Below are 24,648 nucleotides of genomic sequence, written 5' to 3' on the forward strand. Positions count from 1 at the left end.
CGCGATAGAGATCAGACTTTGAGCACCTTCCCACCAATCGCCACGGCAACCAACAGCACCGCCATCAACCCAAAGGCAAAGCTCAAACTGCTGGCATGCGCGACAAAGCCAATTACCGCCGGCCCCGCCAAAATCCCCGCGTAGCCCAACGTGGTAATCGCCGGCACCGCGATGCTTTCCGGCATCACCGTCTGTTTGCCCACCGCCGTGTACAGCACCGGCACGATGTTCGAGCAACCGGCGCCGACCAGCGCATACCCGACCAATGCCGCTTCCCAGCTCGGTGCGAACGTCGCCAGAAACAAACCGCCCGCCGCCAGCAAACCGCCAAATAGAATGATCCGCGTGGCGCCGACGATCCGCACAATCCGGTCACCCATCAAGCGTCCCGCCGTCATGGTCAACGCAAACGCTGCATAACCCAATCCGGCATAGGCCGTGTCGATCCCGCGTTCCTGCGCCAGAAACACCGCGCTCCAGTCCAGCGCCGCGCCTTCGGTGAGGAAGACGATGAAGCACATCCCGCCGATAAACAGCACGATGCCGTGGGGAATGGCGAATGCCGGGCCCGAGCTTTCACTGCCGTAAGGCAGCATGTGCGGCACGCATTTGCACAGCGCCGCGATCAGCACCACGACCACCACCAGCATCGCGGCGAGCGGCGTCAGGCCGAGGCCGAGCAGGGCGCTGACGCCCGCCGCACCGACGATCCCGCCGAGGCTGAACAAGCCGTGAAAGCCCGACATCATGTTCTTGCCGCTGGCACGTTCGACGATCACCGCTTGCAGATTGACCGTCGAATCCACCGTGCCGAGTCCGGCGCCGAACATGAACAACGTGGCGACCAGCGCCGGGATCGATGAGACCGTCGCCAGCAACGGCAACGCTGCACAGATCAACAACGTGCCGCCCGTGGCCACGCGCCGACAGCCGAAGCGCGTAGCGAGAATCCCCGCCAGCGGCATTGCCAGAATCGAGCCGACGCCCAGACACAACAACAGCAAACCCAACGTGCCCTCATCCAGTCCGGCGCGCGCCTTGGCGTACGGCACCAACGGCGCCCACGCCGCGATGCCGAGCCCGGCGATGAAAAAGGCGATGCGCGTGGACATCTGTTGCAGGCGTCCGGGGACGAAGGTGGCTTGGGCGTTGAGGCTGGTCATATCGATCCTTGGCAAAAAACTTCGCGTCCCCGAAGGACAGTGATACGGCGTCGAGGTTCGATCGCCAGTCATCCGAGGAAGTACAGATGACATCCTACCTTCTCCTGTAGGAGCTGCGGCACGCTGCGATCTTTTGATCTGTGTTTTCAGGATCAGAATCAAAAGATCGCAGCGTGCCGCAGCTCCTACAGTGGATTGCGGTTTACAGTGGGTTTTTTCGGTTGCAGGGATTACGAGTGATGACGCAGTTTTATGATGCGCGGGGCAATATCTACGGTGTGGTTTCGCCGCAAGCCTTGCGCGAGGCGGGCATTGATCTGCCTGCCAGTGCTGCCGAATGCGCATCCTTGCGCCAGTCCTGGACTGAGGCCGCTATCAAACGCTGCTGCGACTGGCCCGATGGCCAGCGCCCAGCCAACAGCAAATCCCACCGCAGCGACGGCCTGCTGATCGGCCCGTTCCAGACCTCGCCGCCGTTCGATGTGCTGATCGTCAACACCGACGGCACCCTCGCCGAGCGCAGTGGCAACGGTTTGACGATTTTCTCCCAGGCACTGACCGAGCAAGGATTGCTGCGGGAGGAAGGTGCGTTGTTGCGCGTTCATCACGACAAGGGTGACGCGGTGGAAACGTCGGTGAAGTCTGCCGAAGTCGAAGGTGTGCGAGGCTTCTGGCTCGATCTCGGTCAAGCGGATTTCGGGCCGTGCGCGGTGGGTGCGCAGGGCGTTGAAAGTGTTGATTTCAATGGCCGGGAGGTCAGCAGAATTCAGCCATTGGCGGCACTTGATCCGACCTGGGAGCACAGCCAATTTGTGCGCATCGGCAATCCACATTGCGTGACGCTGCTTGGCGACAAGTCGGCGTTGCCGAGTAACGAACAGATGCGTGAGTCGCCACTGAATGAAGGCCTGACCCAGATCGCCTACGCCATGCCGACCGGCGCTGGCGACCCGTGTCCGGCGGGCGTCAATCTGCAATGGGCGGCACGCGATTCCGAGCAACGCATCGTCGCGCGAGTCTTCGAACGTGGCGAAGGGCCGACGGCATCATCAGGCACCAGTGCCAGTGCGGTGGCGTGTGCGGCATGGCGGGTGGGTTGGGTTGAAGCAGGAGAAGTGCAGGTGATCATGCCCGGCGGCACGGCACCCATTTTGCTGGAAGCAATCGACGGCGAGCGGGTGCGCGTCAGGTTGTTTGGTACGGCGCGCTTGATTGGCTGAATTCGAAACCGCCATCGCTGGCAAGCCAGGCTCCCACAGGGTTTTGCGGCGACCACAAACACCAGTCCAAATACATAACCCTGTGGGAGCGAGCTTGCTCGCGAAGGCGGTATGTCAGTCACGTTGATGTTGAATGTGCGGGCCTCTTCGCGAGCAGGCTCGCTCCCACTGTGAATTCTGTTGCACCCAAATAATGTGCCAACCGCAATCGCGAGCAGGCTCACTCCTACAGTGGCTCAGATGTGAACACAAACACCAGTCCAAATACATAATCCTGTGGGAGCGAGCCTGCTCGCGAAAGCGGTATATCAGTCACGTTGATGTTGAATGTGCGGGCCTCTTCGCGAGCAGGCTCGCTCCCACATTAGATTTTGGTGCCCCCAAATAATGTGCCCAACCGAAAACCCTGTGGGAGCTTGGCTTGCCAGCGATAGGGCCCGCCAGGACACCTCGTCAGTGCGCCTTGAACAACGTCACCGACACCACCTGCTCACCCTGCACCTCCAACCGCAGCAATGCGCGGGGCGATGGCTCATCCTCGAAACATTCAACAATCACCGCGTGCGCCGAACTGGCCTGCAATGCCAGCTGCCGCGCATGTTTCAACAGGCGTTTCACCGCTGCACTGACCGGCATCGGCGCGTGCCCGCCGCGCACTTGCTCACAGAATTCCAACGCGATTTCACGGGGTGTCGGTGCCGGCGGTGATGCCAAACCAGACTCGTCGAACAGCCGATTGAGTTGTTCCGCCGCACTCACTGCCCGCGGAAACCCCGCGAATGCCGAGGCCTGCAACAGCACCTCAGTCATTTCACCGGGGGCCAAACCCGAGGCCAGCCCTGTCTTCAGATGCACACTCAATGGCGGGCCGACCATGCCCGACGCCACGATGGCGGCAAACGACACCGCTTCCCGCAGGCGCGGATCGAGGCCAGGGCGGGCGTGCAAATGCCCATAGACCACGCCAACTGCCAATTCACCCAGCGCGGGCACGGTGTGAAACAGCGCATCGAGCCGAGCGCCGCCGTCGGGTACAAGATCGGTAAACGTCTGTCGGCCTTCGTGGTACAGCGAGGCCATGGGTGAGGGTGTGTGGTTCATTGGGAAATCCTCAAGAAAATGAGGATGGTGGCTGATCAACTACGCACGAACTTCAGCATGAAGGAGCATCCATCGCAGGGGTTGCCGGCGTCATTGCGACGCCGGTTTCTTTACCTTAGACGAACTCCACCACCGGCATCTGCCGTTTCATCAGCACTTTGCCGGCGCGAATCGAATATAGCGGCAAACCCTGACTGCGGATCACCTCATAATCACTGTCCGCCGACAGTATCAGTAGGTTCGCCGGGCGCCCCTGTTCCAGCCCATAACGCTCGCCCAGATGCATCGCTTTGGCGCTATTGTCGGTGACCAGATCCAGCGCACTTTGCAGGTTGCGATAACCGAGCATGTGGCAAATGTGCAGCCCGGCCTCAAGCACACGGAGGATGTTGCCGTTGCCCAGCGGATACCACGGATCGACGATTGAATCCTGGCCGAAACACACGTTCATCCCGGCTTCGAGCAACTCGTTCACCCGGGTGACGCCACGGCGTTTCGGGAAGTTGTCGAAGCGCCCTTGCAGGTGGATGCTTTCGGTTGGGCAGGAGACAAAACTGATCCCGGAATGCCCGAGCAAACGGAACAGTTTCGCGCAGTAAGCGTTGTCGTATGAACCCATCGCCGTGGTGTGGCTGGCGGTGACGAGGGCGCCCATGTCGCGGCTGCGTGCTTCTTCGGCGAGTACTTCGAGGAAGCGTGAGTGAGGGTCGTCGGTTTCGTCGCAATGCACATCGACCAGGCAACCGGTGCGCTCGGCCAGATCCATCAGAAACTTCACCGAACTAACGCCTTGATCGCGGGTGTACTCGAAATGCGGAATGCCGCCAACCACGTCAGCACCCATGCGAATCGACTCTTCCATCAACTCGCGGCCATTGCGGAACGACTCGATGCCTTCCTGTGGGAACGCGACGATTTGCAGGTCGATCAGGTGACGGCTTTCTTCGCGCACTTCGAGCATGGCTTTCAGTGCGGTGAGTTGTGGATCGGTGACGTCGACGTGGGTGCGCACGTGCTGAATACCGTGCGCGGCGAGGGTCTGGATGGTTTTCTTGGCGCGGGTCTTGGTGTCTTCTTCGGTGATGGTGACCTTGCGCTCGCCCCAGCACTCAATGCCTTCAAACAGCGTGCCGCTCATGTTCCAGCGCGGCTCGCCAGCGGTGAGGGTGGCGTCGAGGTGAATGTGCGGTTCGACGAAGGGCGGCACCACCAGATTGCCGCCGGCGTCGAGATCGTCGGGGCCCAGCGTCGGCGCTTCGGTCTGCCGGGCGATGCTGCGGATCAGGCCGTCTTCAAGGTGCAATTCGTGCAAACCTTCCTGGTTGCGCAAACGGGCGTTGATGATGTGCATCAGGCGAATCCTTTTTTATAAGTCTTGTAGTGGCGCGGCCGCGCTGCGAGCGCCGAGCGCGCCGGTGACGATGACATACGTTAACGCGGCAGCGGCGATGCCTACCAGCGGCGCAACCCATGGCGAGCTGAACGCGGCGACGGTACCGACCGCGTAAGCCCCCAGGCCCGGCCAGTTGAACGCCGGCAGCCGTGCGTCGGCCAGGCGCGGATAACGCCCGCGCCAGCGGTAGAAAAAGTCGGCCATGATCACCCCGCCAATCGGCGGGATCACCGTGCCGAGCAGAATCAGGTAGGGCACGAGCATGTCGTACATGCCGAGCAAGGCGAGCAGGGTGCCAATCACCGCGCCGGCCAGGGTCACGGTCTTGCGCCGACCGGTGCGCAGCAGGTTGCAACCGGCGACGGCGAAGTTGTAGATGGTGTTGTCCTGGGTGCTCCAGATGTTCAGCAACAGCATGGCCATCGCGGCCATGGCGAAGCCTTGCAACAGCAGCACTTCAACCACGTCCGGCTGCTGATAAACGATGGCGCCGTACGCGCCGATCAGCACCATCAAACCGTTGCCGATGAAGAAACCGATCAGGCTGGCCAGCACCGCGACACGCGCCGAGCGCGAGAAACGCGTCCAGTTGGTCGCTTGCGTCGCGCCGCTGACGAAGGTGCCGAACACCAAAGTAATCGCCGTCGACCAGTCCAGCGAACCACTTGGCACGACGCTGAGCAAACCCTCGAAGCCGCCGACTTTCACTGTCGCCACCCACATCGACAACATCAGCAGCAACATCATCGCCGGCACCGCGATGTACGACAGAATCTCCAGCCCGCGATAACCGACGTAAGCCGTGGCACAGAACACCAGACCGAACAGCACCATCAGCCCGAGCACCGTGCCCTCATCGAGTTCGAAGTATTTGCCGAGCACCACCGCAGCCGTGGCAGTGCCCCAGGCGTACCAGCCGATTTGAGTGAAACCGAGGATCAGGTCGCTGAGTTTGCTGCCGACTTCGCCGAAGCAAAAACGCCCCATCAACACCGAATTGAGGCCGCTTTTGAAGGCGATGTAACCCAAACCTGCGGCATACAACCCAAGCAGCAGGTTGCCGACGATGATCACCGCCATCATCTCGCCGAAACTGAACGCCACGCCGAGCTTGCCGCCGGCAAACATGGTCGCGGTGAAAAACGTGAAGCCCAGTAACACCATCGCCGTCGAGGCCAGGCCTTTACGCGCGTGCATCGGTACTTCGCTGAGGGGGTAATCGTTGCCGGGGGCGTGCTGCGTCATGGGGCGGTCCTTGCTGAAAAGGGAAGACGCGGGGGAGGGTTGCAGTGGTCGTGCCATGTTCCGTTTGGCGCGGGTTATGTATAGACGAGTCGCGTCAAACGGCGCGAAAACAGTGCGCCCGAACACACCAAAGCCCAATGTAGGAGCTGCCGAAGGCTCGGGCCGCGATCGGACGATCTTTTGATTTTGCTCGTTCCCACGCTCTGCGTGGGAATGCAGCCCCGGAAGCTCCGCGTCCCACCCAAAGCCGAACGCGGAGCGTCCGTTGAGGCATTCCCACGCAGAGCGTGGGAACGATCAAGGTCAGAGGAAGCGTAATAGGGCGGCGACGATGGCTTCGGGGGCGTCTTCCTGGACGAGGTGGCCGGCGTTGGGAATCGGGTGGAATTGTGATCCCGGGATCATTTGATGTAACGCTCGGCCACGCTCGATGGGAATCCACTGATCGTCTTCGCCCCAGAGAATCTGTACCGGGCAGCGGATGCCCGGATACAACGGTTCTGCCTCACGGGTATAGCGCTCATCCATCTGCGCAATCTGCCGATAGAACGCCGCTTGCCCGGGATCGCCGAGCCACGGCTCTATGTAAGGCGCGAGTTCGTCGTCGGGAATCGCCCGGTGAATCGCCCCGCGAATGTAAGTCGGCACGACGGCGCGCTGGATGTAATCGGGCAGACCGCTGAATGCCGCTTCGTGCTGGCGAACATGCTGCACAAACGGCGATCCCCATGGCGTCAGCGCCACCGGATCGATCAGCGTCAGGCTGCGGTAATCCTTGCCATTGAGCAGGTGAGTGCGCAGCGCGGTGGCACCGCCAAAGTCATGGGCGACCACGTCGGGATTTTGGATGTTCCAGTGATCGAGCAACTGCGCCAACAACTGGTTTTGCACACCGAGGGAGACATCGGCGTCAGGTTTCGCGGAGCGTCCATAACCGAGCAAATCGAAGTAATACACGCGGTGCGTGGCAAAGAAGTGCGGCGCGATCCGATGCCACACGTAAGACGAGAAAGGTGTGCCATGCACGAACACCAGTGGCGGGCCATCGCCACGTACGGCATGGCGCACTGAGTGACCGTTGAAGTCAAAGACCTGATCCAGCAGCCAGTCTGTCATGGGGCTGTCCTCTTCGCGTGTTTAAGCCAATAGCATAATCAATAATCGGCCAATAGGTTGTGCCGCTTCTATTAAGTGTCTTTCTCAAAGTTTCTATTGTTTGTTGCATGTTTCCGTAATGGCTTGTAGTGCGTTGTTTTTGGTTTTTTTGTGGGCGTGGCGTAGTTTAGTTCTCGTATTTAATTCCAGATCGAATTTTCAACTTCAGTGTTTGTGAAGTTGGATGAACGGCTGCGTGTCGCTTTTATTTTCGAAGTTATCGCTAAAAAGGATGTTTAAGAATGGCTTCAGAAAGTTTTGTAATCAGTGAATATCAAGAATGGCAAAAGATCGCTGCCCCTTCGGAGGTTGAGAGCATCTTGAACGCCTTCAAAGGCGCCGAACACTACGAAGCCGCGCTCAGGTATCAGGCGGCGGCGCTGTTGCAAGAGACATCGGAGGGCATGCTCCAGACCATCAGCCTGTTCCAGGAAACGTTGCTGGCGTTGCAGAGTCAGGAGGAAGTTGCGGGGCTGTCTGATCTTGTGCGTACAGTGGAAAGTTATCGTCAACGTCTGCAAAACACCGTCATGCTTACGGCCCATGAAGTGCCGAAACACCTGCATTTTGTCTGGGTGGGCGGCGCAATGTTTGGCGTCAATCAGCGCGACTACTTCAACATCTGGAAAGCCCGGGCCCCGGCAGACTTTACTTTCAGTCTCTGGTACGACCCCGAGGCGTTGATGGCGTTTGATGTCAATCGCACCCTGGTGCAAGCCGCCAAGGCAGACGCCATGCTTTCAGGGGGCGATCAGCCGATTTCCAGTTTTGCCTTGAGTCAGTTGTACGAAGCGCGGTTGGCGGTCTTGCGGCGACAGGCCTTCGATTTCATCCAGCAGGCACAAGTACGCGGGCTGAGCCCCGATGAAGCGCGCATCGAATTTCTGGTCGAAGCATTTGCTCAGGACAAGTCGCAACTGCGGGCGGCGCGAGAGCGCTACTTGCAAAGTCACTTGGACATGGCCGACGAACGTGTGCAGGTACGCAATGCCCGGCAGGCGTTCAAGGAACACTTCCTGTGGTCTGCCTATGACCGTGAAATATCCTTGCGTGGCAACTTTGCGGCGGCTTCCGATGTGGTGCGGCTGCAAGCTGTGCATGGGGAGGGGGGTGTTTACAGTGACCTTGATTACTTGCCGCCGCTCGCTGATGAGATCGGTGGTATCAATATCGCGAAGATGGACTCGTCGGCGCGAGCCGGTGTCTTGCAGTTACTGCTCAATCACAACCCGCAATTAATGCCTGGGCGCGATGGCAGTCGATATCAGGACGTGTTGGTTAATATTCCTCAAGCACAGTTTGCTGAACTTGAAGCGTTGGCGAAAAGTTTGCCAACACTTGATCAGATTTTTGCACCGGTGAATTCGCAGTCCACCGCCACTGATATGTTTGGCATGGGATCACCGACCGATCCCGGTTCGCCCAATCCAAAGTTGATGAATGCTTACATCGTTGCGCATTCGCAAGCGGACATGACGCTTTTTACGATGAAACTGGTTCGGTATTACTACGACGTCATCGAAGCGGTTGAGCGCGAACTGGATAAAAAGGGCCTTGCCTGGGACGAAGCGCAGGTACTGAGCGAGACGCAAACCAGGTTGGGTGAAATTGATTCGCCATTCGCCGGAAATGAAACGCTGCTACGTCTCTGGAAAGCGTATGAGTTTCGGATTATCAGCGCGATTGTCACGTATCACCGGGACGGTGTCGTACCGGGAGCCGGTGCAACGATCGATCTCACGGGCCCCGGTGCGTTACTGGCGGGGACGGAGCTCTTTACCGAGCATCGATACACGTCGCGCGGGGCATTGCAGGTCAAAGCGTTACAGCACGTAAAATACGGCTACAACACGGCCACTGAAGAGGAGTTGATCAGCGGCTGGAAGGAGCGCGACGACAACGAATCTTCCTGGGTGGCGAACGAACAACAAGCCTGGCGCGACGGCAAATTCAAGGCACGTTACACCGCCAATCTGCAGGAGCTGCTCAAACCGGCGAATACCCTGACCTTCAAGCGTGGCTGGCCGGTGGTTGAGGGCAAACCGGTACTGATCACCGCTATCGTGCAACGGCTGATCGATGAGCTGGGCGAACCGTTCATTCTGGCCATGACCGACAAGCTCAGTGGCGATGTGGTGTTTGCGGGCAACGCCAGCCTGAGTTTCGATGAGCGTCGTCAAATACGAAGCCAACAGATCGACGACATCCCGGCGTCCGTCGGCGCACAGCACCCGGAAAATCTCAATGAACTGCTGGTGCATCTCGGGCGTGGTTCGCTACCCCTTGAGCAACTGAGCCCGGTGCATCGCGTGGTACTTGGCGGGCTGTTTGCTGCTGAAAGTCTTGATAGCGCAGGGTTTGAACCCGCGTGGCAAGCCGCGCAAGCACTCGCCAGAGACAGCGCTGATGGCGGGTTATTCGCGCGTTTTGCCGCTATCGAGAAAACCTTGTCTGAACGTCAGGCCCCGGCCTTCGTAGCGGCGCTGGCGCGTAACGTCAAACGGGGCGAGCAGTCGGCCCGTGAACTCAAGGTACTGGCGCTGTCGCGGTCGCTGACGCTAAGTCATTGGGGCCAATCCATTGCGCAAATCAATGCCACCGCGCAGTGGGAATATCGCACCCGGATCCTCAAGCAGGCAGCGCCCGTGCGCGAGCAGTTTTTCAAGGCGGGCGCGGTCTCTGCGCGGCAAATGCCCCAGGCCTTTCTGGTGCACGCGGCGGGTGATCCCGGCCGCCGTTGTTATCCGCTGGCGTTGCTGATGGCGGCGGCATTCAGCCGTGGTGAGAGCGCCGAACGCGCGCTGATCGGCAGGGTCGCCAACGCCAGTCTGGCACCAGCGGACGCTGACTCCCGGGCGTTACTGTTGTCGCTCGATGAGCTGCGTGAGGTGCGCATGAGCCACGTCGGCACGTCACTGGGTAGTCACGATTTGCAGGGAGTTATTGCGGCGCTGGAAGCGAAAGCGGCGTCCAGTGTGCTGCTGCTCGACACCGGCAATCATGTGTTGCTGGCGGCCCGAGTGGTGACCGCTGACAGCACGGCCTATCGCTTCTTCGAGCCGAATTTTGCGGTGTATGGTTTCGAGCATGGATCGGCGATGCAACAAGGCATCAAAGAACACCTGCTTCGCGATGGTGGTGAGTTGGCAAGGTTGTATGGTTTGGCGGATGCCGGCGATCTGCGCTTCAACGTGGTTGAGCTGAACACTGCCGCCATTGCCGAGACCGTGTTGCCCTCGAGTCTGCAGGTTGGCAGCTTGCTGGAGAACACTGCGCTCCCGGGGGTTGAGTCGATCAGTGTGTGGGAGAAGCAATCAGCGCTGAGGGCACGCTCGCTGTCGGAAAATGCCCGACTGGGCGAAAGCCTCGCGCAAGTGGATGCACGCTATCTGACGCAAGAGTTCGATCTGGCGACGCGCCAATTGCGCAACGAGCATGGGCTGCGCAGCGAATACATGCCGCTACTGGAAAGCGTCAAAAGCACCGCCGACGGCCGCTTTTCGCTCACCATGATCGACGCGCGACGTCCGGCCGACAGCGTCCACATCAACACCACCGATGCGCGCTTCTTGAAAGTAAAAAAAGGAATTCAGCAGTTGGTCGATGCGGTCTCCGGCAATAGCGGCGGCCCTGGCGCGGAGGAGGGTGGCAGTCGGCTGAGTTTCGCTTTTGCCATCCAGACCCTGGTGACGGAAATGCGCGACCGCGAACGTCAGCTCGATGCTGGTTCGCTGCCGACGCTGTCCATCGCCCTGCAGGTTCAGGTCTATGTGAGCTATGCGCAACTGGCATACGGCGTGGTGACAGACACGGTGCAGATGATCAATCTGGTGCGTCAGGTGGCACTCAGCGAACAGGCGTTTATCAAGCAGCAAACCTCGGTGTCGGGTCGGCTGTTGGGGCGTGTTTCGGCGGGTATCGGTATCGGCTTTTCACTGATCAATATCGGCTTCGACATCCATGGCCTGACGGTGGCAAGCAATGATGAAGAACGTTCGCGGCTGACCACGCAACTGGCGTTCAATCTGGCAGCGCTGGGCCTTGATGTGACCGCGTTGGCCGTGGGCGGAACCGTGGGTGCGGCAGCTTCGTTTTTGGCGGTGCCGCTGTTGGGGCTGGGCATCGGTTTCACGGCCATCGCCAGCAACCTTGGACAAATCAGTGACAAGGCACGAAACGTCGGCAGACATCTGTTGATGATTCACGATGCCTACGGGCTTGAAGGGGTCGAGCGTAAGGACGGTGTGCTGAAGTTTGCCGTGGAAGCGGTGATCACCGAACTTGATCTGCAGGCACGTCAGGTCAAGTTCGATAGCCAGCGGTTTTTCCCATTGGAGCCCTACACATTGGGTGTGCCTAGCTACAACTCGTTCCCTGAGCATCTGCATCGGGCCATCAATATTCGCGAGGCGATGTCTCGCGCAGGCACGCTCAAATTCGGCAAGACGGATGATCGGGGTATAGAGATCGTCGTTCTGCCCTGTACGCCCCAGTGTTACTACGGGTATGAGTACCAGTTGGGTTCTTCGGGATTTAAGCCGGACGATGATCTTTACCCGCGCGTAAAGGCCTTGCATGAGGCTTACGATGGCGACCTCGAAGGCTATTTCGAAAGCTCTTCAATGACCCTGTATCCGAACATTCTGGACAGTTGGAAAAAACGCCTGGAATTTGCCAGTGACAATGACGAACAGCGCTTCCAGTTTTTCTCCACCTCCCCGTTTGCACACATTCTTTACAAGCTCCTGCCCGTCAACAAACCGACGACCATCACAGTAACGCTGGATGATCAGGCGCGTTACTTGGTCATCCCTGAATTACCGAAGGGATGGCACAACCTGCTGAGTTACGAGATCACCGGTCAATCCGGGCTTTATCAACTGACACTGACGCCCGGTGTCATCACGGTTCGATTGAGCAAACCCGGCGGCTTGCATGAAGTCGACTGGTTGATCAGGGCCCCTTGGGCGAGCGAGAAACAGGTCGGTTTTGGCGGTGGGGATCTGATCGTCGGCGGCGTACGGGTCGCCGGCTTCAAAGGTTTTCTCCTGCTCAGAGATGGTGAGCTGTTCCAGTTTGATCGAGAGAAAGACACGTGGATGTTGGTGTCGATCACGCTGAGCAAAAGTACCCCCGAGTTGCCAGATGCCAAGCCTGCTGTCATGCCCACGGTGTTGGCGCGCCTGCGCACGCTGGCCAAAGCCAATCGACTGGCTGGCCGCTATGTGCCCCTGTATCACTTCATCGTGCCGTTTAATCACGACGCCGATGTGCAATACACCACCGCTTACTACGACGTGGCACTGGATCGAGTGCTGTATGTGCGCGACATGCCGGCCGCATTACGCGAAGGCATGGCATTGGGCGGCGTCTCCGGTCAAAAGGCGTGGTTCTACCACCCGGATTACGCGACGGTATGGCACGTCGATGCCGCCATGGGCCGCGTCAAATCTGCCTATCGCCTGCTGAGTCCGCGCAAAGGCTCGAAGATCATTGGCTGCGAGCAAACCGCTGACGGCAAGCTGCGTGTCCTCCAGGAAATGATCCAAAATGAAGGCGTGCGCTGCACGCTGGAGTACCTGATCGCCGACAACACCGTCACCTTCGTCCACATCAACGCTGACTACGCATTCAGGAGCGATACTGCGTGGTTAGGCGGGACGTGGGCGGGGCGGCTCAGTCGGTTGAGGGAGTCTGACCAGCAGTCCGCAGCGTTGGCCGGGGTCGAGGTGCCGCTGAGCACTTGGACATCCGCTCCATTCGTGGGCGTGCGTGGATCCTTGTTGGGCGATCCCGTGATGTCGGGCTGGATACGTCTGAGTGATGACCGTTTTTACGCCAATGACGGTGCGGATGATAAGGCGCCGGTGCAAAAAATCATGCTGATGTGGGATCAGTCGGACAATGAGTCAATGCTCTTTTACGACGTGGCGAAAAGCGCGCTGATACGTGGTTTTTCCAATCCCGCAGGTCCGGATAGCGCGCTTGATCAAACCTTGATAAGCGATGTGGCTGAAGTGACGCAATCGCAAGGTCGCTACATCTTGACCAGGGGCGATGGGCAGATGTTCGAGATCGATAAGGACGCTGCGCCGACGTTCATCGGTGTCGGCAAGCGTTGGCTCGACCATCACCCCGACTGGATTTCCGCGCTGCCTGCGCTGGTCATCGAGCACGGCAAACGACCTTTCCCGGTGATTGGCCTGTCGCAGTTCAGCGAACATACCCTGCTGGCGGCCTGGTGTGTCGACGGCAAGCTGTGTGTGAGTCAGGTCAATCCTGGCAAAGAGCTGGCATTGCTCAGTCTGACCCCGGATGGCCAGGCCGTATGGTTTTTCGATACCGAGGCCGGTCAGCTCTATCGTCAGGAGTTCAGCAGCGCCGAAACACTTCGCGAGGCATTTGCCGGTGGTTCGCGGCTGCTGCATCCGGAGCGGTTACCGGCGGCGCAAAAAGTATGGGCCGAGTGGTGTTTTGCCGACGTCGTCAGCGAAGGACAGCGGTTGCGCGGTCGCACTCGCGAAGGCGTCAATCTTGAACTGGTGGATGAGCAGCCAGCGCGGATAGTCAGCGTGGAAAATGCATGGGCTCGTGCCGATCAGAGCGGCTTGTCACTTCAGGCGCGTCTGCACAATCTGCTGGCGGGACACGCCCACGCACCGGTGCTCGCGGTTGAGCACAGTGGCGATCAGTATGCTTACTACCTGGTGGAGCAAGAGCAACTGTTTGTCCTCAAGGGGCGTCCCGACGGTCAGTGGGCGCAGTTCCTGGGGGTGAAAAACGTGTGGCAGACGCTGTTGTTCGATGCGCTGGACAAAGTGTTTTACCGCCGCGATTCGGATAACCGGTTCAACCTTGCGGCCAGTCACGCGGCGCGGGACGGTGAGGTGCTCACGCTGGAAAGCACAATCGATGTCGACGACTTGCAACCGTTGTTGCTTGATGGGGTCGAGACGTTGGTTCTGGCATTCGGTTTGAATGCGCAGACGTTCCGGGTATCAGATGAGGACTGGCAACGGCTGGACTGTATTGTTGTCGATCGCCGGCATGTCTCCGAAGACGCTGCGCCAGGCGAGCATACGCTGCTACTGGAACGGGTCGGCAGTGCGAATTGGCTGGTGTCGGAGGCGCGGGGCAGCCTGTTGCTGGTCGATCCGGACACTGCGCAAACGCTGATTATCCGCGACGTCGAGCCACAGGATGGACAATTGCGGGTGCCGATCTACTTGAGCGTCGCCATTGAGGGGCGCGATCACCGGCTGAATGTCGAGCAACTGCTGAGCACTTTGCAGCAAGTGCAGACTGCGGGGGAGGTGATCGAGTTGAAGACGCTGATTGACTCACTCAGCGACTAAGTCCGCTGAGCGAATAAAAAAAGGGTCGTGAGCAGTAATGCTCACGACCCTTTTTTACGTTTATTCGCCGCGATAGATGCAGCCGCTGGTGCACGTCTCGTGAATACGGATCGCGCTGAGTTCTGGCAGCAACGGCTTCATTTCATTCCAGATGAATTTGGCCAGTACTTCGCTGGTCGGGTTTTCCAGGCCAGGAATGTCATTCAGGTAGTTGTGATCCAGACGCTCGTACAACGGCTTGAAGATCGCTTTGATTTCCGAGAAATCACGGATCCAGCCAGTGTGCGGATCGAGGTCGCCGCTCAGGTGAAGCGCCACTTTGAACGAGTGACCGTGCAGACGTCCGCACTTGTGGCCGTCCGGGACGTGCGGCAGGCGGTGGGCGGATTCGAAGGTAAACTCTTTGAAGATTTCCACGGTATTTTCAGCTCTGTTCAGATGGCGTTCGCCGCAGCGATTCGGGCAGGCGGCGAGTTTACCAGCTTGTGTTTGGCCGTGCTGACTAAAGGGTCAGCAAGCGCTCGGCGAGGCGACCGTTGGCAGTCAGTTCGAGAAACTCATCGCCCAGACGGCGGCTCTCGTCCATCGCCGCGTGCCAGTATTTCTGCCGGCTCGGCGCATCGCCCATGAAGCGTTTGAAGTCGTTACGATCGGGCAGTTTGCCGTAGGGCAGACGCGCCAGATATTCCTTCGACGGCGCGAGCAGCAGCACGTCCTGCAAGCGCTGCACCGAGGCTTTGCGCCACGGCAGGGTCTTGTCGAACCAGCCCGGAATCACCCGGTCGGTGAAGTGCGGATAAAGCACGATGCCGTCACCGCTGTAGGGCAGGTCGAGGTGATAGTCGAGCAAACCGCCGTCGCGGAAGGTGCCAGCCCCGGCGCCCGGCAGATCGCGCACGCCTTCCATGACCATCGGGATCGACCCCGAGGCCAGCAAGGCCTGACGTAAGTTGCCGGCATTCAGGGCGACGAAGCGTGACGGGAAATCGTCGAGCGCATTCACCGGCGGGGCGAGGCGCGGATCGTGGATGATCAGCCGTTCGAAGTGCCGCGACAGTCGCGCACGACCGCGCAGGTTGTCGACGATCACCGAACCCAGCGCCAGACCGAGCCGACCGCGATGGTCATCAGCCAGACGCCCCTGACTTTTCACCACCATGATGTTCAAGCGGTAATGCGCGTTGTCGAGGATGCTCGCGTCGCGACCATCAAGCAGGTCATTGAGCATGCGCTGCGAGCTCTGACTGATCTCGGCCATGGTCACGCCTTTGTTGAAATTCTGCTCGGCGTAGAGCTCGCCGAGGCGGCGGATGCCTTCGGCGGCGTCCGGCAGGCAAGCGCTGGCGAAGCGCCAGGAACCGACCGAGGCACCAATCAGCGAACGCTCACGCGGCGCACTCGGCAGCCATTCATCGAACAGCGCCAGATCCAACCCCTGAATCCCCAACGCCTTCGGCCCACCGGCCGCACCGGGCAGGGTGCCGACGTCAGCGGCGTTCAGACCCTGCGCGCGAATCCGCGCCATGGCCCGTGGGCCGGCCTTGAGGGTGAGGGCGGGGAACTTGATGTGGATGGCGGTCATACCGGTCTCGATCGTTAGCAAGCGAACAATTATAAGCACATGTTACAGATCCTTGTAGGAGCAGAGCTTGCTCGCGAAGGCGGCGTGTCATTCAGCAATGATGTGTCTGAGGTTCCGCCTTCGCGAGCAAGCTTTGCTCCTACAGGGGTGTGTATGGAGCGGGAGAATGATGGCAATTCAGTTTCAGTTAAGTTCATCTGGTTAAGGTGCCGACCGTGAGCAATACATAAAAAATACGGAGACACCCTTTTGAAAACCCTGACTGCCCTGTCCATTTGCGCGATCATCGGCTTCACTGCCAGCATCGCCCATGCCCGCGATCTGGGCCCGGATGAAGCCCTGCGCCTGCGTGACGCTGGTACTATCGTTTCCTTCGAGAAGCTCAACGCGACCGCGCTGGCCAAACATCCGGGCTCGACGATCACCGAAACCGAGCTGGAAGAAGAGTACGGCAAGTACATCTACCAGGTCGAAATGCGTGATCCGCAGGGTCTCAATTGGGATCTGGAATTAGACGCGGTGACCGGGCAGGTTCTCAAGGATCATCAGGATACGTAATGAAGCTTAATGTTCGCGCCACCAGCCGCACGGCGCTGGCGCTGGTAGTTTTTTGCTCGGCGGCGATGGCCCGCGACCTCGATCAGGACGAAGCGCTGAACCTGCGTCGCCAGGGCGTCATCCTGCCGCTGGAGCAAGTGCTGCAGCAGGCGATGGATCGTTATCCGGGCGCCAAACTGCTGGAAGTCGAGCTGGAAGAGAAACACGACGTCTACATTTATGAGGTCGAGTTGCTTACCGTCGAGGGTGTCGCCCGTGAGCTGCACCTCAAGGCCGAAACCGGTGAATTAGTGAAAGACAAGGAAGATTGATCGATGCGTTTGCTTTTGGTGGAAGACCACGTACCGCTGGCCGACGAATTGCTCGCCGGTCTGCAACGCCAAGGCTACGCAGTCGATTGGCTGGCGGACGGCCGTGATGCGCTGTATCAGGGCAGCAGCGAGCCGTACGACCTGATCATCCTCGACCTCGGTCTGCCCGGTGTGCCGGGGCTTGAGGTGCTGGCGCAGTGGCGCGCGGGCGGTCTGGCGATTCCGGTGCTGATCCTCACCGCGCGTGATTCCTGGGCCGAACGCATCGAAGGCCTGAAAGCCGGCGCCGACGATTACCTGACCAAACCGTTTCACCCCGAAGAGCTGTTTCTGCGCATACAGTCGCTGCTGCGCCGCTCCAAGGGCCAGTCCAATCAGGCGACGTTGCAAGCCGCCGGCCTGCATCTGGACGAGGGCCGTCAGTGCGTGGTGCGCGACGGCACCGACATTCAACTGACCGCCGCCGAATTCCGCCTGCTGCGTTATTTCATGCTGCACCCCGAACAAATTCTTTCCAAAAGCCACCTTGCCGAACACCTCTACGACGGTGAAACCGAGCGCGATTCCAACGTCCTCGAAGTCCACGTCAATCACCTGCGCCGCAAGCTCGGCAAAAGCGTGATCGAAACCCGTCGCGGTCAGGGTTACCTGTTCGGCGGGCAGGCTTCATGAGGTCAATCCAGCGCCGCTTGAGCCTGGGTTTGATCAGCGTGATGGTGATCGTCGGTCTGGTGCTGGCGCAAACCAGTTTGTGGTTGTTCGAAGTGGGTTTGCAGCGTTACCTCGAAGCCGGCCTGCGCGACGACAGCGAAACCCTGTTGGTGGCGCTGGTGCGCGGCCCCATGGGGTTGCAGCTGGATGAGCGGCACTTGTCGCCGGCGTATCAGCGACCGTTTTCCGGGCATTACTTCCGCATCGATTTTGCCGACAGCCACTGGCGTTCGCGCTCGCTGTGGGATCAGGATCTGCCGCTGCTGGATCAGCCCGGTCTGCACAGCAACTTGCAACTGGGCCCGGACGGTCAACGCTTGTTGGTGCTGCGTTCGGACTATCGGCGTCTGGGTCAATCGATTTCGATCAGCGTTGCGCAGGACTACACGCCGGTCAGCGACAGCTTTCAGCGCATGCGCCAGATCGGCCTCGGTCTGGGGTTGGCGGCGTTGCTGCTGATTCTGTTTTTGCAACGGCTGACCGTGCGCCGCGCACTGAAGCCGTTGGAAAAGGCTCGCGAGCAGATCGCGCAATTGCAGCAGGGTCAGCGTTCACAACTGGATGATCAGGTGCCGGTGGAACTGGAACCGCTGGTGGCGCAGATCAACCATTTGCTTGCGCACACCGAGGACAGTCTTAAGCGTTCGCGTAATGCCTTGGGCAACCTCGGGCATGCGTTGAAAACGCCGTTGGCGGTGCTGTTGAGCCTGACGTCGAGCGAGAAACTCGATGCCCATCCCGAGCTGCGCAAGATTCTTCTCGAACAACTGGAACAGGTGCAGCAACGGCTCAACCGTGAACTGAATCGTGCACGATTGTCTGGTGATGCGTTGCCGGGGGCGTTGTTTGATTGCGATGCAGAACTGCCAGGGTTGCTGGCGACGCTGAACATGATTCATGGCGAGCATCTGGCGTTGAGTTATGTCGCGCCGGCGGGATTGCAGTTGCCGTGGGATCGTGAGGATTTGCTGGAGCTGCTGGGCAATCTGCTCGACAACGCCTGCAAGTGGGCGGATGCCGAGGTGCGTTTGAGCGTTGTTGAGAGCGCCGAAGGTTTCGCCTTGAGCGTGGAAGATGACGGGCCGGGGATCCCTGAAGAACAGCGCGCGCAGGTGTTCAGTCGTGGAGCGCGGCTGGACGAGCAGACGCACGGGCATGGGTTGGGTTTGGGGATTGTGCGCGATATTGTCGATACGTGGGGCGGGACGCTGATGTTGATGGAAAGCGAGTGGGGCGGGCTGAAAGTGTTGATTGAACTGCCTCGGCGGTGAGGCTTTTAGAAGCCCCTCACCCTAGCCCTCTCCCGGAGGGAGAGGGGATTGACCGAGTTGGATGGCCGAGGTCCGCCGACTTGGGATAACGAGTCGAACTCAAGTTTTGAAAAGCAAAAGCCCCTCACCCTAGCCCTCTCCCGGAGGGAGAGGGGACTGACCGATTTGGATGGCCGAGATACGCCGACTTGGGATATCGAGTTGAACTCAGGTTTTGAAAAGCAAAAGCCCCTCACCCTGGCCCTCTCCCGGAGGGAGAGGGGATTGACCGAGTTGGATGGCCGAGATACGCCGACTTGGGATATCGAGTTGAACTCAGGTTTTGAAAAGCAAAAGCCCCTCACCCTAGCCCTCTCCCGGAGGGAGAGGGGACTGACCGAGTTGGATGGCCGAGATACGCCGACTTGGGATATCGAGTTGAACTCAGGTTTTGAAAAGCAAAAGCCCCTCACCCTGGCCCTCTCCCGGAGGGAAAGGGGACTGACCGAGTTGGATGGCCGAGGTACGCCGACCTGGGATATCGAGTCGAACTCAGGTTTTGAAAAGCACATAGATCGGCTCCCTTTCCCCTCTACCCCTTGGGGGAGAGGGCTGGGGTGAGGGGGAAAGGATTTACCTGACACCCCCAAAATCCCGGGTCACACCCGAAACTGATCCATCAAACTCTGTTGCTGATTCGCCAGGCTGTTCAGCGACTGACTCACCCGCGCCGACTCATTCGCCTGGCCGGACAACGATTCCGTCACATCGCGAATCGTAGCCACGTTGTTGTTGATCTCTTCCGCCACGGCGCTCTGTTCTTCTGCCGCGCTGGCGATCTGCAGGTTCATGTCGCTGATCACCGTCACCGCGTCGCCGATCTGGCGCAGCGCAGTCACCGCTTGGCCAACCTGTTCGACACTGCCCTGCGCCTGACGATGGCTGTTGCCCATCGAACCGACCACTTCCTGCGTCCCGGTCTGCAGTTGTTCGATCACCTGACGGGTTTCTTCCACCGATTCCTGCGTGCGGCGCGCGAGGTTGCGTACTTCATCAGCAACCACGGCAAAACCACGTCCGGCTTCACCGGCGCGCGCTGCTTCAATCGCGGCGTTGAGGGCCAGCAGGTTGGTCTGCTCGGCGATGGCGCGGATGGTTTCCAGCACAGCGCCGATTTTCTCGCTGTTCGCGGCAAGGCCTTCGACCTGCACCATCGCCGCGCTCATGTCGGCGGCGAGGGTGTCGATGATCGCGGTGGTGCGGTCGATCACGGTGAGGCCTTGACGGGTGGCGCGATCGGCGTCCTTGGCGGCTTCGGCAGCTTGCGCGGCACTGCGCGCGACGTCTTGTGCGGTGGCGCTCATTTCGTGGGACGCGGTGGCAACCTGATCGACCTGACGGTATTGCTGCTCCATGCCGGCGCTGGTTTGCGTGGCGATGGCCGAGGACTGATCGGCCGTGTCGCGAGCGTCCTGCACCGAGCGTTTGACGTCGGCAATGATCGGCTGCAATTTATCGAGGAAGCGGTTGAACCAACCGGCCAATTGACCGAGTTCGTCCTTCTTGTCGTAGGCCAGACGGCGGGTCAGATCGCCTTCACCGCTGGCGATGTCTTCGAGCATGTGCGCCACACCGAGGATCGGTTTGGTCACGCTGCGCGCCATCAGCCACACCAGCAGCAGGCCGATCAGCGCGGCGAGCACGCCGAGACTCAGCTCAATCAACGTGCCTGAGGTGTTGCTCGCGTCCAGTTGTTGCTTGAGCGATTCAGCGCGGCTGACGAGGACTTTTTCCGGTACATCGAGCAGCACGCCCCACGACGGGCCGCCGGGAATCGGTTGGAATGGCGACAGCACTTTCAACTGGCCGTTGCTGTGCAGGCTGGTGACGTTGCTGTTCGAGGCCAATAGCCGCAGCAGCTCAGCGCCGCTGGTTTTGTCGACCGCATCCAGACGCTGGCTGAGTTTGCCGGCGTCCGGGCTGTAACCGGCGAGCAAGCCGGCGGGGCTGATGATGCTCACGGCGGTCTGGCCGTCATAGAGCTTCTTGCTCGCGCTCTGGCTGGTGGCTTGCAGGCTGTTGAGGTTGATGTCGACCGACAGCGAGGCGATGACTTTGCCATCCACCACCAGCGGGAACACGATGCTGGTCATCAGCACGTTGTGGCCGTCGATCACGTAGAAGTACGGTTCGATCACGCAGGGTTTGAGTGTGGTGCGCGGGCAGGTAAACCAGGCATTGGCCGCCTGACCGGACGGGCCGGTGCTGGTGTCGGCCATGTCGCTTTCCGGCAGCGCCATCGAGCTGATTTTGCCCGGCGTCGGTTGCGACCAGTACAGAGCGAAACGGCCCTTGTCGTTGCTGCCCAGTTCGGCCTGGTTGGCGAACAATTCGTCTTTGCCGTCCAGTGCATTGGCTTCGAACACCAGCGACAGACCGAGCAGATCCGGGTTGGCTTGCAGCGCGGATTTGACCTGACGGGTCATGTCTTCGCGCAGGTCGAAAGCGTCGAGGAAGCGCTTCTCGGCCTGTTCACGCAGGAACAGCACCTGACGCGAAAACCCGTGGCCGTACTGATAGGCGTCCATGAATTGCTGGCGAATGCCCGCCGATTGCACTTCGCCCTGGGACTCGATGCGCGCCTGCGCCGACTCGGTGAGCATCTCCATGCTCGAAGCTTTCACCAGTGCGGAACTGTGCTCCATGCGATACAGCGAAAGACCCACCAACAGGGTCACGATACCGGCCAGGCAAAGGCCGGCGAGCAGGGTGATTTTCCATTGGATGGAAAGTTGTCTGAGCGACATGGAGACGTCCTTATTCGATAAATATCTGCGACTTTGCACTGTAACGGCCGCGAATCGGCTTTCTTTATCCCTGAAACACAATATGACTAATTGCCACAGGCCATGGCTGAAACACCTTTTTGGGGCAAACACAAAGTTTGTGCCTGGCCCCGGATATTGATCGTTCCCACGCTCCGCGTGGGAATGCAGCCCGGGACGCTCCGCGTCCCAAAGCGGACGCAGAGCGTCCATTGAGGCGTTCCCACGCAGAGCGTGGGGACGATCAAGGGTTGTGAGTAGCCTTCGATGTTTTGACACCGCCGCCACTCTGCGGCACAGTGCGCGCCCTTCTAATAAGACCCTCTTTACAAATCCGCCGGTTTAGCGTTGGCGGACTCATTCTGTCTGGCGGTCGGTTGTCCACCGCAGTGTTTTTTGAGGTAGTGAAATGAATGCAGTCATAGCGGCGGTCGGCGTCATGCTGATTCTCAGCCTGTCGCGCGTGCACGTGGTGATCGCTTTGATCGTCGGCGCGCTGGTCGGCGGCCTGACCGGTGGTTTGGGTATCGACGCCACGCTCAAGGCGTTCAACAGCGGCCTGGGCGGCGGCGCGACCGTGGCGTTGTCCTACGCGTTGCTCGGTGCTTTCGCCGTGGCGATTGCCAAATCGGGCCTGGCCCACGCATTGGCCGACAAGGCGCTGGCGATGGTCGATCGTCAACATTCGAGCGGTGGCGGCAGTGTCAAATGGCTGTTGATCGGTCTGTTGTGGGTGGTTGCGATTGCTTCGCAGAACATCCTGCCAATCCACATCGCCTTCATTCCACTGCTGGTGCCGCCACTTCTATATGTACTGACCAAGCTGCAACTCGACCGCCGCTTGATCGCCTGCGTCATGACCTTCGGTCTGATCACGCCGTACATGGTGTTCCCGGTCGGCTTCGGCAACATCTTCCTCAACCAGATCCTGCTGGCCAACGTCAGCAAGGCCGGCGTCGACATCAGCCAGATCAATGTCATGCACGCCATGGCCATTCCGGCGCTGGGCATGGTCTTCGGTCTGTTGGTGGCGGTGTTCTTCAGCTACCGCAAAAAGCGCGTTTACGATCTGGAAAAGATCGAGCAGGTCGAGCAGGTCAGCGTTGCCTACAACCCGAAAACCATTGGCATTGCCGGTCTGGCGATTGCCGCGGCGTTCATCATTCAGTTGCTGCTCGACTCGATGATTATCGGCGCGCTCGCCGGTTTTCTGATCTTCTCGGCGTCGGGCATTGTGAAGTGGCGTGAAACCGACGACCTGTTCACCGAAGGCATGAAGATGATGGCGATGATCGGCTTCATCATGATCTCTGCCTCGGGTTTTGCCGAAGTGCTCAAAGCCACCGGCGAAGTGCGCACGCTGGTCGAAAGCGCAGCGGCGTGGATCAATCACAGTCGGGCGATTGGCGCGTTGTTGATGTTGCTGGTGGGCCTGATGGTGACCATCGGGATCGGTTCGTCGTTCTCGACGGTGCCGATTCTGGCGGCGATTTTCGTGCCGTTGTGCGTGCAACTCGGCTTCAGCCCGATGGCGATCGTGTGCATCGTCGGCACCGCCGGGGCACTGGGCGATACCGGCTCGCCAGCGTCGGACTCGACATTGGGGCCAACCTCCGGTTTGAACGTTGACGGCCAGCATCACCATATCTGGGACACCGTGGTGCCGACGTTTCTGCACTACAACCTGCCGCTGCTGGCGTTCGGCTGGGTGGCCGCGATGGTTCTCTAAGCACCACAAATCCCAACTGTGGGAGCGGGCTTGCTCGCGAAGGCGTCCTGTCAGTCACCGTCATTGTTAACTGACACAGCGCATTCGCGAGCAAGCCCGCTCCCACAGGGGGAATGGGGTGAGCCTCACGATTCAACTTTTGCTTGTGCGTGCCGTTAAAGCCTTTAACCACGCCAATAAAACCAAAAGAGTGAGCCCCCAATGCGCCTGAGCCTCAAGGCTAAAGTCCTGTCCCTCGCCGTCCTCCCGGTGCTGCTCTTTGCGCTGGTCATCAGCCTGACCACGCTGTTCATCCTTCAGCAACAGGCGCACAACGAGGTCGAGCAGACGCGCGAGCGCTTGCTCGGCGACGCCAAAGCCACCCTGCAAAGTTACGTCGCCGTGGCCATGACCACGATCAAACCGCTCTACGACGCTGCCGCCCCCGGCGATGACGCGGCGCGCGCGCAGGCGATCAAACTGCTCTCGGGCATTCGCTACGGCAAGGACGGCTACTTCTTCGGCTACGACTCCGAGACCGTGCGCCTGTTCAAGGCTAACGATCCGGAAGGCGTGGGCAAAAGCTTCAAGGACAACCGCGACCCGAAAGGCGTTTACGTCAACCAGGGCCTGGTGAAAGTGGCGAAGGACGGCACGCACTATCTGCAATACAGTTCGCCGCTGCCGGGCAATGCGCAGGTGCTTGTGCCGAAACTCGGCTACACCGAATACCTGGCGAAGTGGGACATGGCGGTCGGTACTTCGGTCAACCTCGACGGCATCGAAGCGCAAGTGGCGCTGGTGCAAACGCAAGTGCAGGAGCGCATGCAAGGCGTGGTGCTGAGCATCGTTGGCGTCGCCGTGATTGTGCTGCTGGTGATCGCGGCGGCGGGCATGTTGCTGGCCAATACCATCCTGCGTCCGCTGACGCTGATGAAGGCGAATCTCGATGACATCGCGGCGGGCGAGGGCGATCTGACCCGTCGTCTGAACATCACCAGTCAGGATGAACTCGGCGAACTGGCCGGCTCGTTCAACCGCTTCGTCGACAAGATTCACGGACTGGTGCGG

Annotated in this window: 16 protein-coding genes and 2 pseudogenes; 9 read left to right on the plus strand and 9 right to left on the minus strand. The window is 59.7% G+C overall.

Features of this window, described 5'->3' with window-relative positions; genetic code table 11:
- Positions 1 to 11: 11 nt before the first annotated feature.
- A complete protein-coding gene (locus ACIP1X_RS03205; protein WP_053121948.1) occupies positions 12 to 1,163 on the minus strand; it encodes an MFS transporter in 1,152 nt (383 codons plus the stop codon).
- A gap of 239 nt (positions 1,164 to 1,402) precedes the next feature.
- On the opposite strand from ACIP1X_RS03205, the gene ACIP1X_RS03210 reads away from it, so the two are divergent.
- Positions 1,403 to 2,383, plus strand: coding sequence for a diaminopimelate epimerase (locus tag ACIP1X_RS03210; protein WP_400749315.1), 981 nt, complete (start codon positions 1,403 to 1,405; stop codon positions 2,381 to 2,383).
- Between the two features lie 453 nt (positions 2,384 to 2,836).
- Here the strand turns inward: ACIP1X_RS03210 and ACIP1X_RS03215 are convergent, their stop codons facing one another.
- The 4 genes from ACIP1X_RS03215 to ACIP1X_RS03230 all read right to left on the minus strand — a co-directional run bounded on the left by ACIP1X_RS03215 (position 2,837) and on the right by ACIP1X_RS03230 (position 7,238).
- Positions 2,837 to 3,484, minus strand: coding sequence for a carboxymuconolactone decarboxylase family protein (locus ACIP1X_RS03215; protein WP_400749317.1), 648 nt, complete (start codon positions 3,482 to 3,484; stop codon positions 2,837 to 2,839).
- Between the two features lie 115 nt (positions 3,485 to 3,599).
- Positions 3,600 to 4,835, minus strand: a complete 1,236-nt coding sequence (gene codA, locus ACIP1X_RS03220; protein WP_053121942.1) for a cytosine deaminase — start codon at positions 4,833 to 4,835, stop codon at positions 3,600 to 3,602.
- Positions 4,836 to 4,850: 15 nt separating this feature from the next.
- Positions 4,851 to 6,122 (minus strand): cytosine permease, encoded by a 1,272-nt coding sequence (gene codB, locus ACIP1X_RS03225; protein ID WP_008085403.1) that lies wholly within the window; start codon positions 6,120 to 6,122, stop codon positions 4,851 to 4,853.
- Positions 6,123 to 6,425: 303 nt separating this feature from the next.
- On the minus strand, positions 6,426 to 7,238 hold the full coding sequence (locus ACIP1X_RS03230; RefSeq protein WP_400749320.1) for an alpha/beta fold hydrolase: 813 nt from the start codon (positions 7,236 to 7,238) through the stop codon (positions 6,426 to 6,428).
- A gap of 359 nt (positions 7,239 to 7,597) precedes the next feature.
- Between ACIP1X_RS03230 and ACIP1X_RS03235 the strand changes: the two genes are divergently transcribed.
- Positions 7,598 to 14,632, plus strand: a complete 7,035-nt coding sequence (locus ACIP1X_RS03235) for a TcdA/TcdB pore-forming domain-containing protein (RefSeq protein ID WP_400749323.1) — start codon at positions 7,598 to 7,600, stop codon at positions 14,630 to 14,632.
- A 60-nt stretch (positions 14,633 to 14,692) separates the two neighbouring features.
- On the opposite strand, the gene queD is transcribed toward ACIP1X_RS03235, so the two are convergent.
- Together queD and ACIP1X_RS03245 are read right to left on the minus strand one after the other, a co-directional pair.
- Positions 14,693 to 15,049, minus strand: a complete 357-nt coding sequence (gene queD / locus ACIP1X_RS03240) for a 6-carboxytetrahydropterin synthase QueD (protein ID WP_007915588.1) — start codon at positions 15,047 to 15,049, stop codon at positions 14,693 to 14,695.
- Positions 15,050 to 15,134: 85 nt separating this feature from the next.
- Entirely contained in the window at positions 15,135 to 16,214 is a 1,080-nt protein-coding gene (locus ACIP1X_RS03245; protein ID WP_400749326.1) for a patatin-like phospholipase family protein, read from the minus strand.
- Positions 16,215 to 16,463: 249 nt separating this feature from the next.
- Here ACIP1X_RS03245 and ACIP1X_RS03250 point away from each other — a divergent pair, with 249 nt between their 5' ends.
- Genes ACIP1X_RS03250 through ACIP1X_RS03270 form a run of 5 tightly spaced genes read left to right on the plus strand, consistent with a single transcriptional unit; the run spans position 16,464 to position 19,665 of the window.
- The gene (locus tag ACIP1X_RS03250) at positions 16,464 to 16,772 is read left to right on the plus strand and encodes a PepSY domain-containing protein (RefSeq protein ID WP_053121932.1); all 309 of its coding nucleotides are present in this window, start codon (positions 16,464 to 16,466) and stop codon (positions 16,770 to 16,772) included.
- Complete coding sequence (locus tag ACIP1X_RS03255) at positions 16,772 to 17,083, plus strand: PepSY domain-containing protein (protein WP_053121930.1); 312 nt, start codon at positions 16,772 to 16,774, stop codon at positions 17,081 to 17,083. Before ACIP1X_RS03250 ends, ACIP1X_RS03255 begins: the two co-directional genes overlap by 1 nt.
- 3 nt (positions 17,084 to 17,086) lie before the next feature.
- Positions 17,087 to 17,755 carry a response regulator transcription factor gene (locus tag ACIP1X_RS03260; RefSeq protein WP_053121928.1) on the plus strand — a complete coding sequence of 223 codons (669 nt, stop codon included), beginning with the start codon at positions 17,087 to 17,089 and terminating at the stop codon, positions 17,753 to 17,755.
- Positions 17,752 to 19,065 (plus strand): sensor histidine kinase, encoded by a 1,314-nt coding sequence (locus tag ACIP1X_RS03265; protein WP_400749327.1) that lies wholly within the window; start codon positions 17,752 to 17,754, stop codon positions 19,063 to 19,065. The genes ACIP1X_RS03260 and ACIP1X_RS03265 overlap by 4 nt, the downstream gene beginning before the upstream one ends.
- Positions 19,066 to 19,113: 48 nt before the next feature.
- A complete protein-coding gene (locus ACIP1X_RS03270; RefSeq protein WP_400749330.1) occupies positions 19,114 to 19,665 on the plus strand; it encodes a hypothetical protein in 552 nt (183 codons plus the stop codon).
- A 38-nt stretch (positions 19,666 to 19,703) separates the two neighbouring features.
- On the opposite strand, the gene ACIP1X_RS03275 is transcribed toward ACIP1X_RS03270, so the two are convergent.
- Both ACIP1X_RS03275 and ACIP1X_RS03280 read right to left on the minus strand, forming a co-directional pair.
- The gene (locus ACIP1X_RS03275; RefSeq protein ID WP_400749427.1) at positions 19,704 to 20,459 is read right to left on the minus strand and encodes a methyl-accepting chemotaxis protein; all 756 of its coding nucleotides are present in this window, start codon (positions 20,457 to 20,459) and stop codon (positions 19,704 to 19,706) included.
- A gap of 102 nt (positions 20,460 to 20,561) precedes the next feature.
- A pseudogene (locus tag ACIP1X_RS03280) lies at positions 20,562 to 22,082 on the minus strand (HAMP domain-containing protein); the annotation flags it as partial.
- A 196-nt stretch (positions 22,083 to 22,278) separates the two neighbouring features.
- Here ACIP1X_RS03280 and ACIP1X_RS03285 point away from each other — a divergent pair.
- A complete protein-coding gene (locus ACIP1X_RS03285; protein WP_212545675.1) occupies positions 22,279 to 23,598 on the plus strand; it encodes a Na+/H+ antiporter family protein in 1,320 nt (439 codons plus the stop codon).
- 201 nt (positions 23,599 to 23,799) lie between these two features.
- Positions 23,800 to 24,576, plus strand: a pseudogene (locus tag ACIP1X_RS03290) (cache domain-containing protein); the annotation flags it as partial.
- Positions 24,577 to 24,648 lie beyond the last annotated feature (72 nt).

This window comes from Pseudomonas sp. NPDC088885 (genome assembly GCF_044750025.1).
In the GTDB taxonomy this organism is placed as follows: Bacteria; Pseudomonadota; Gammaproteobacteria; order Pseudomonadales; family Pseudomonadaceae; genus Aquipseudomonas; species Aquipseudomonas rustica.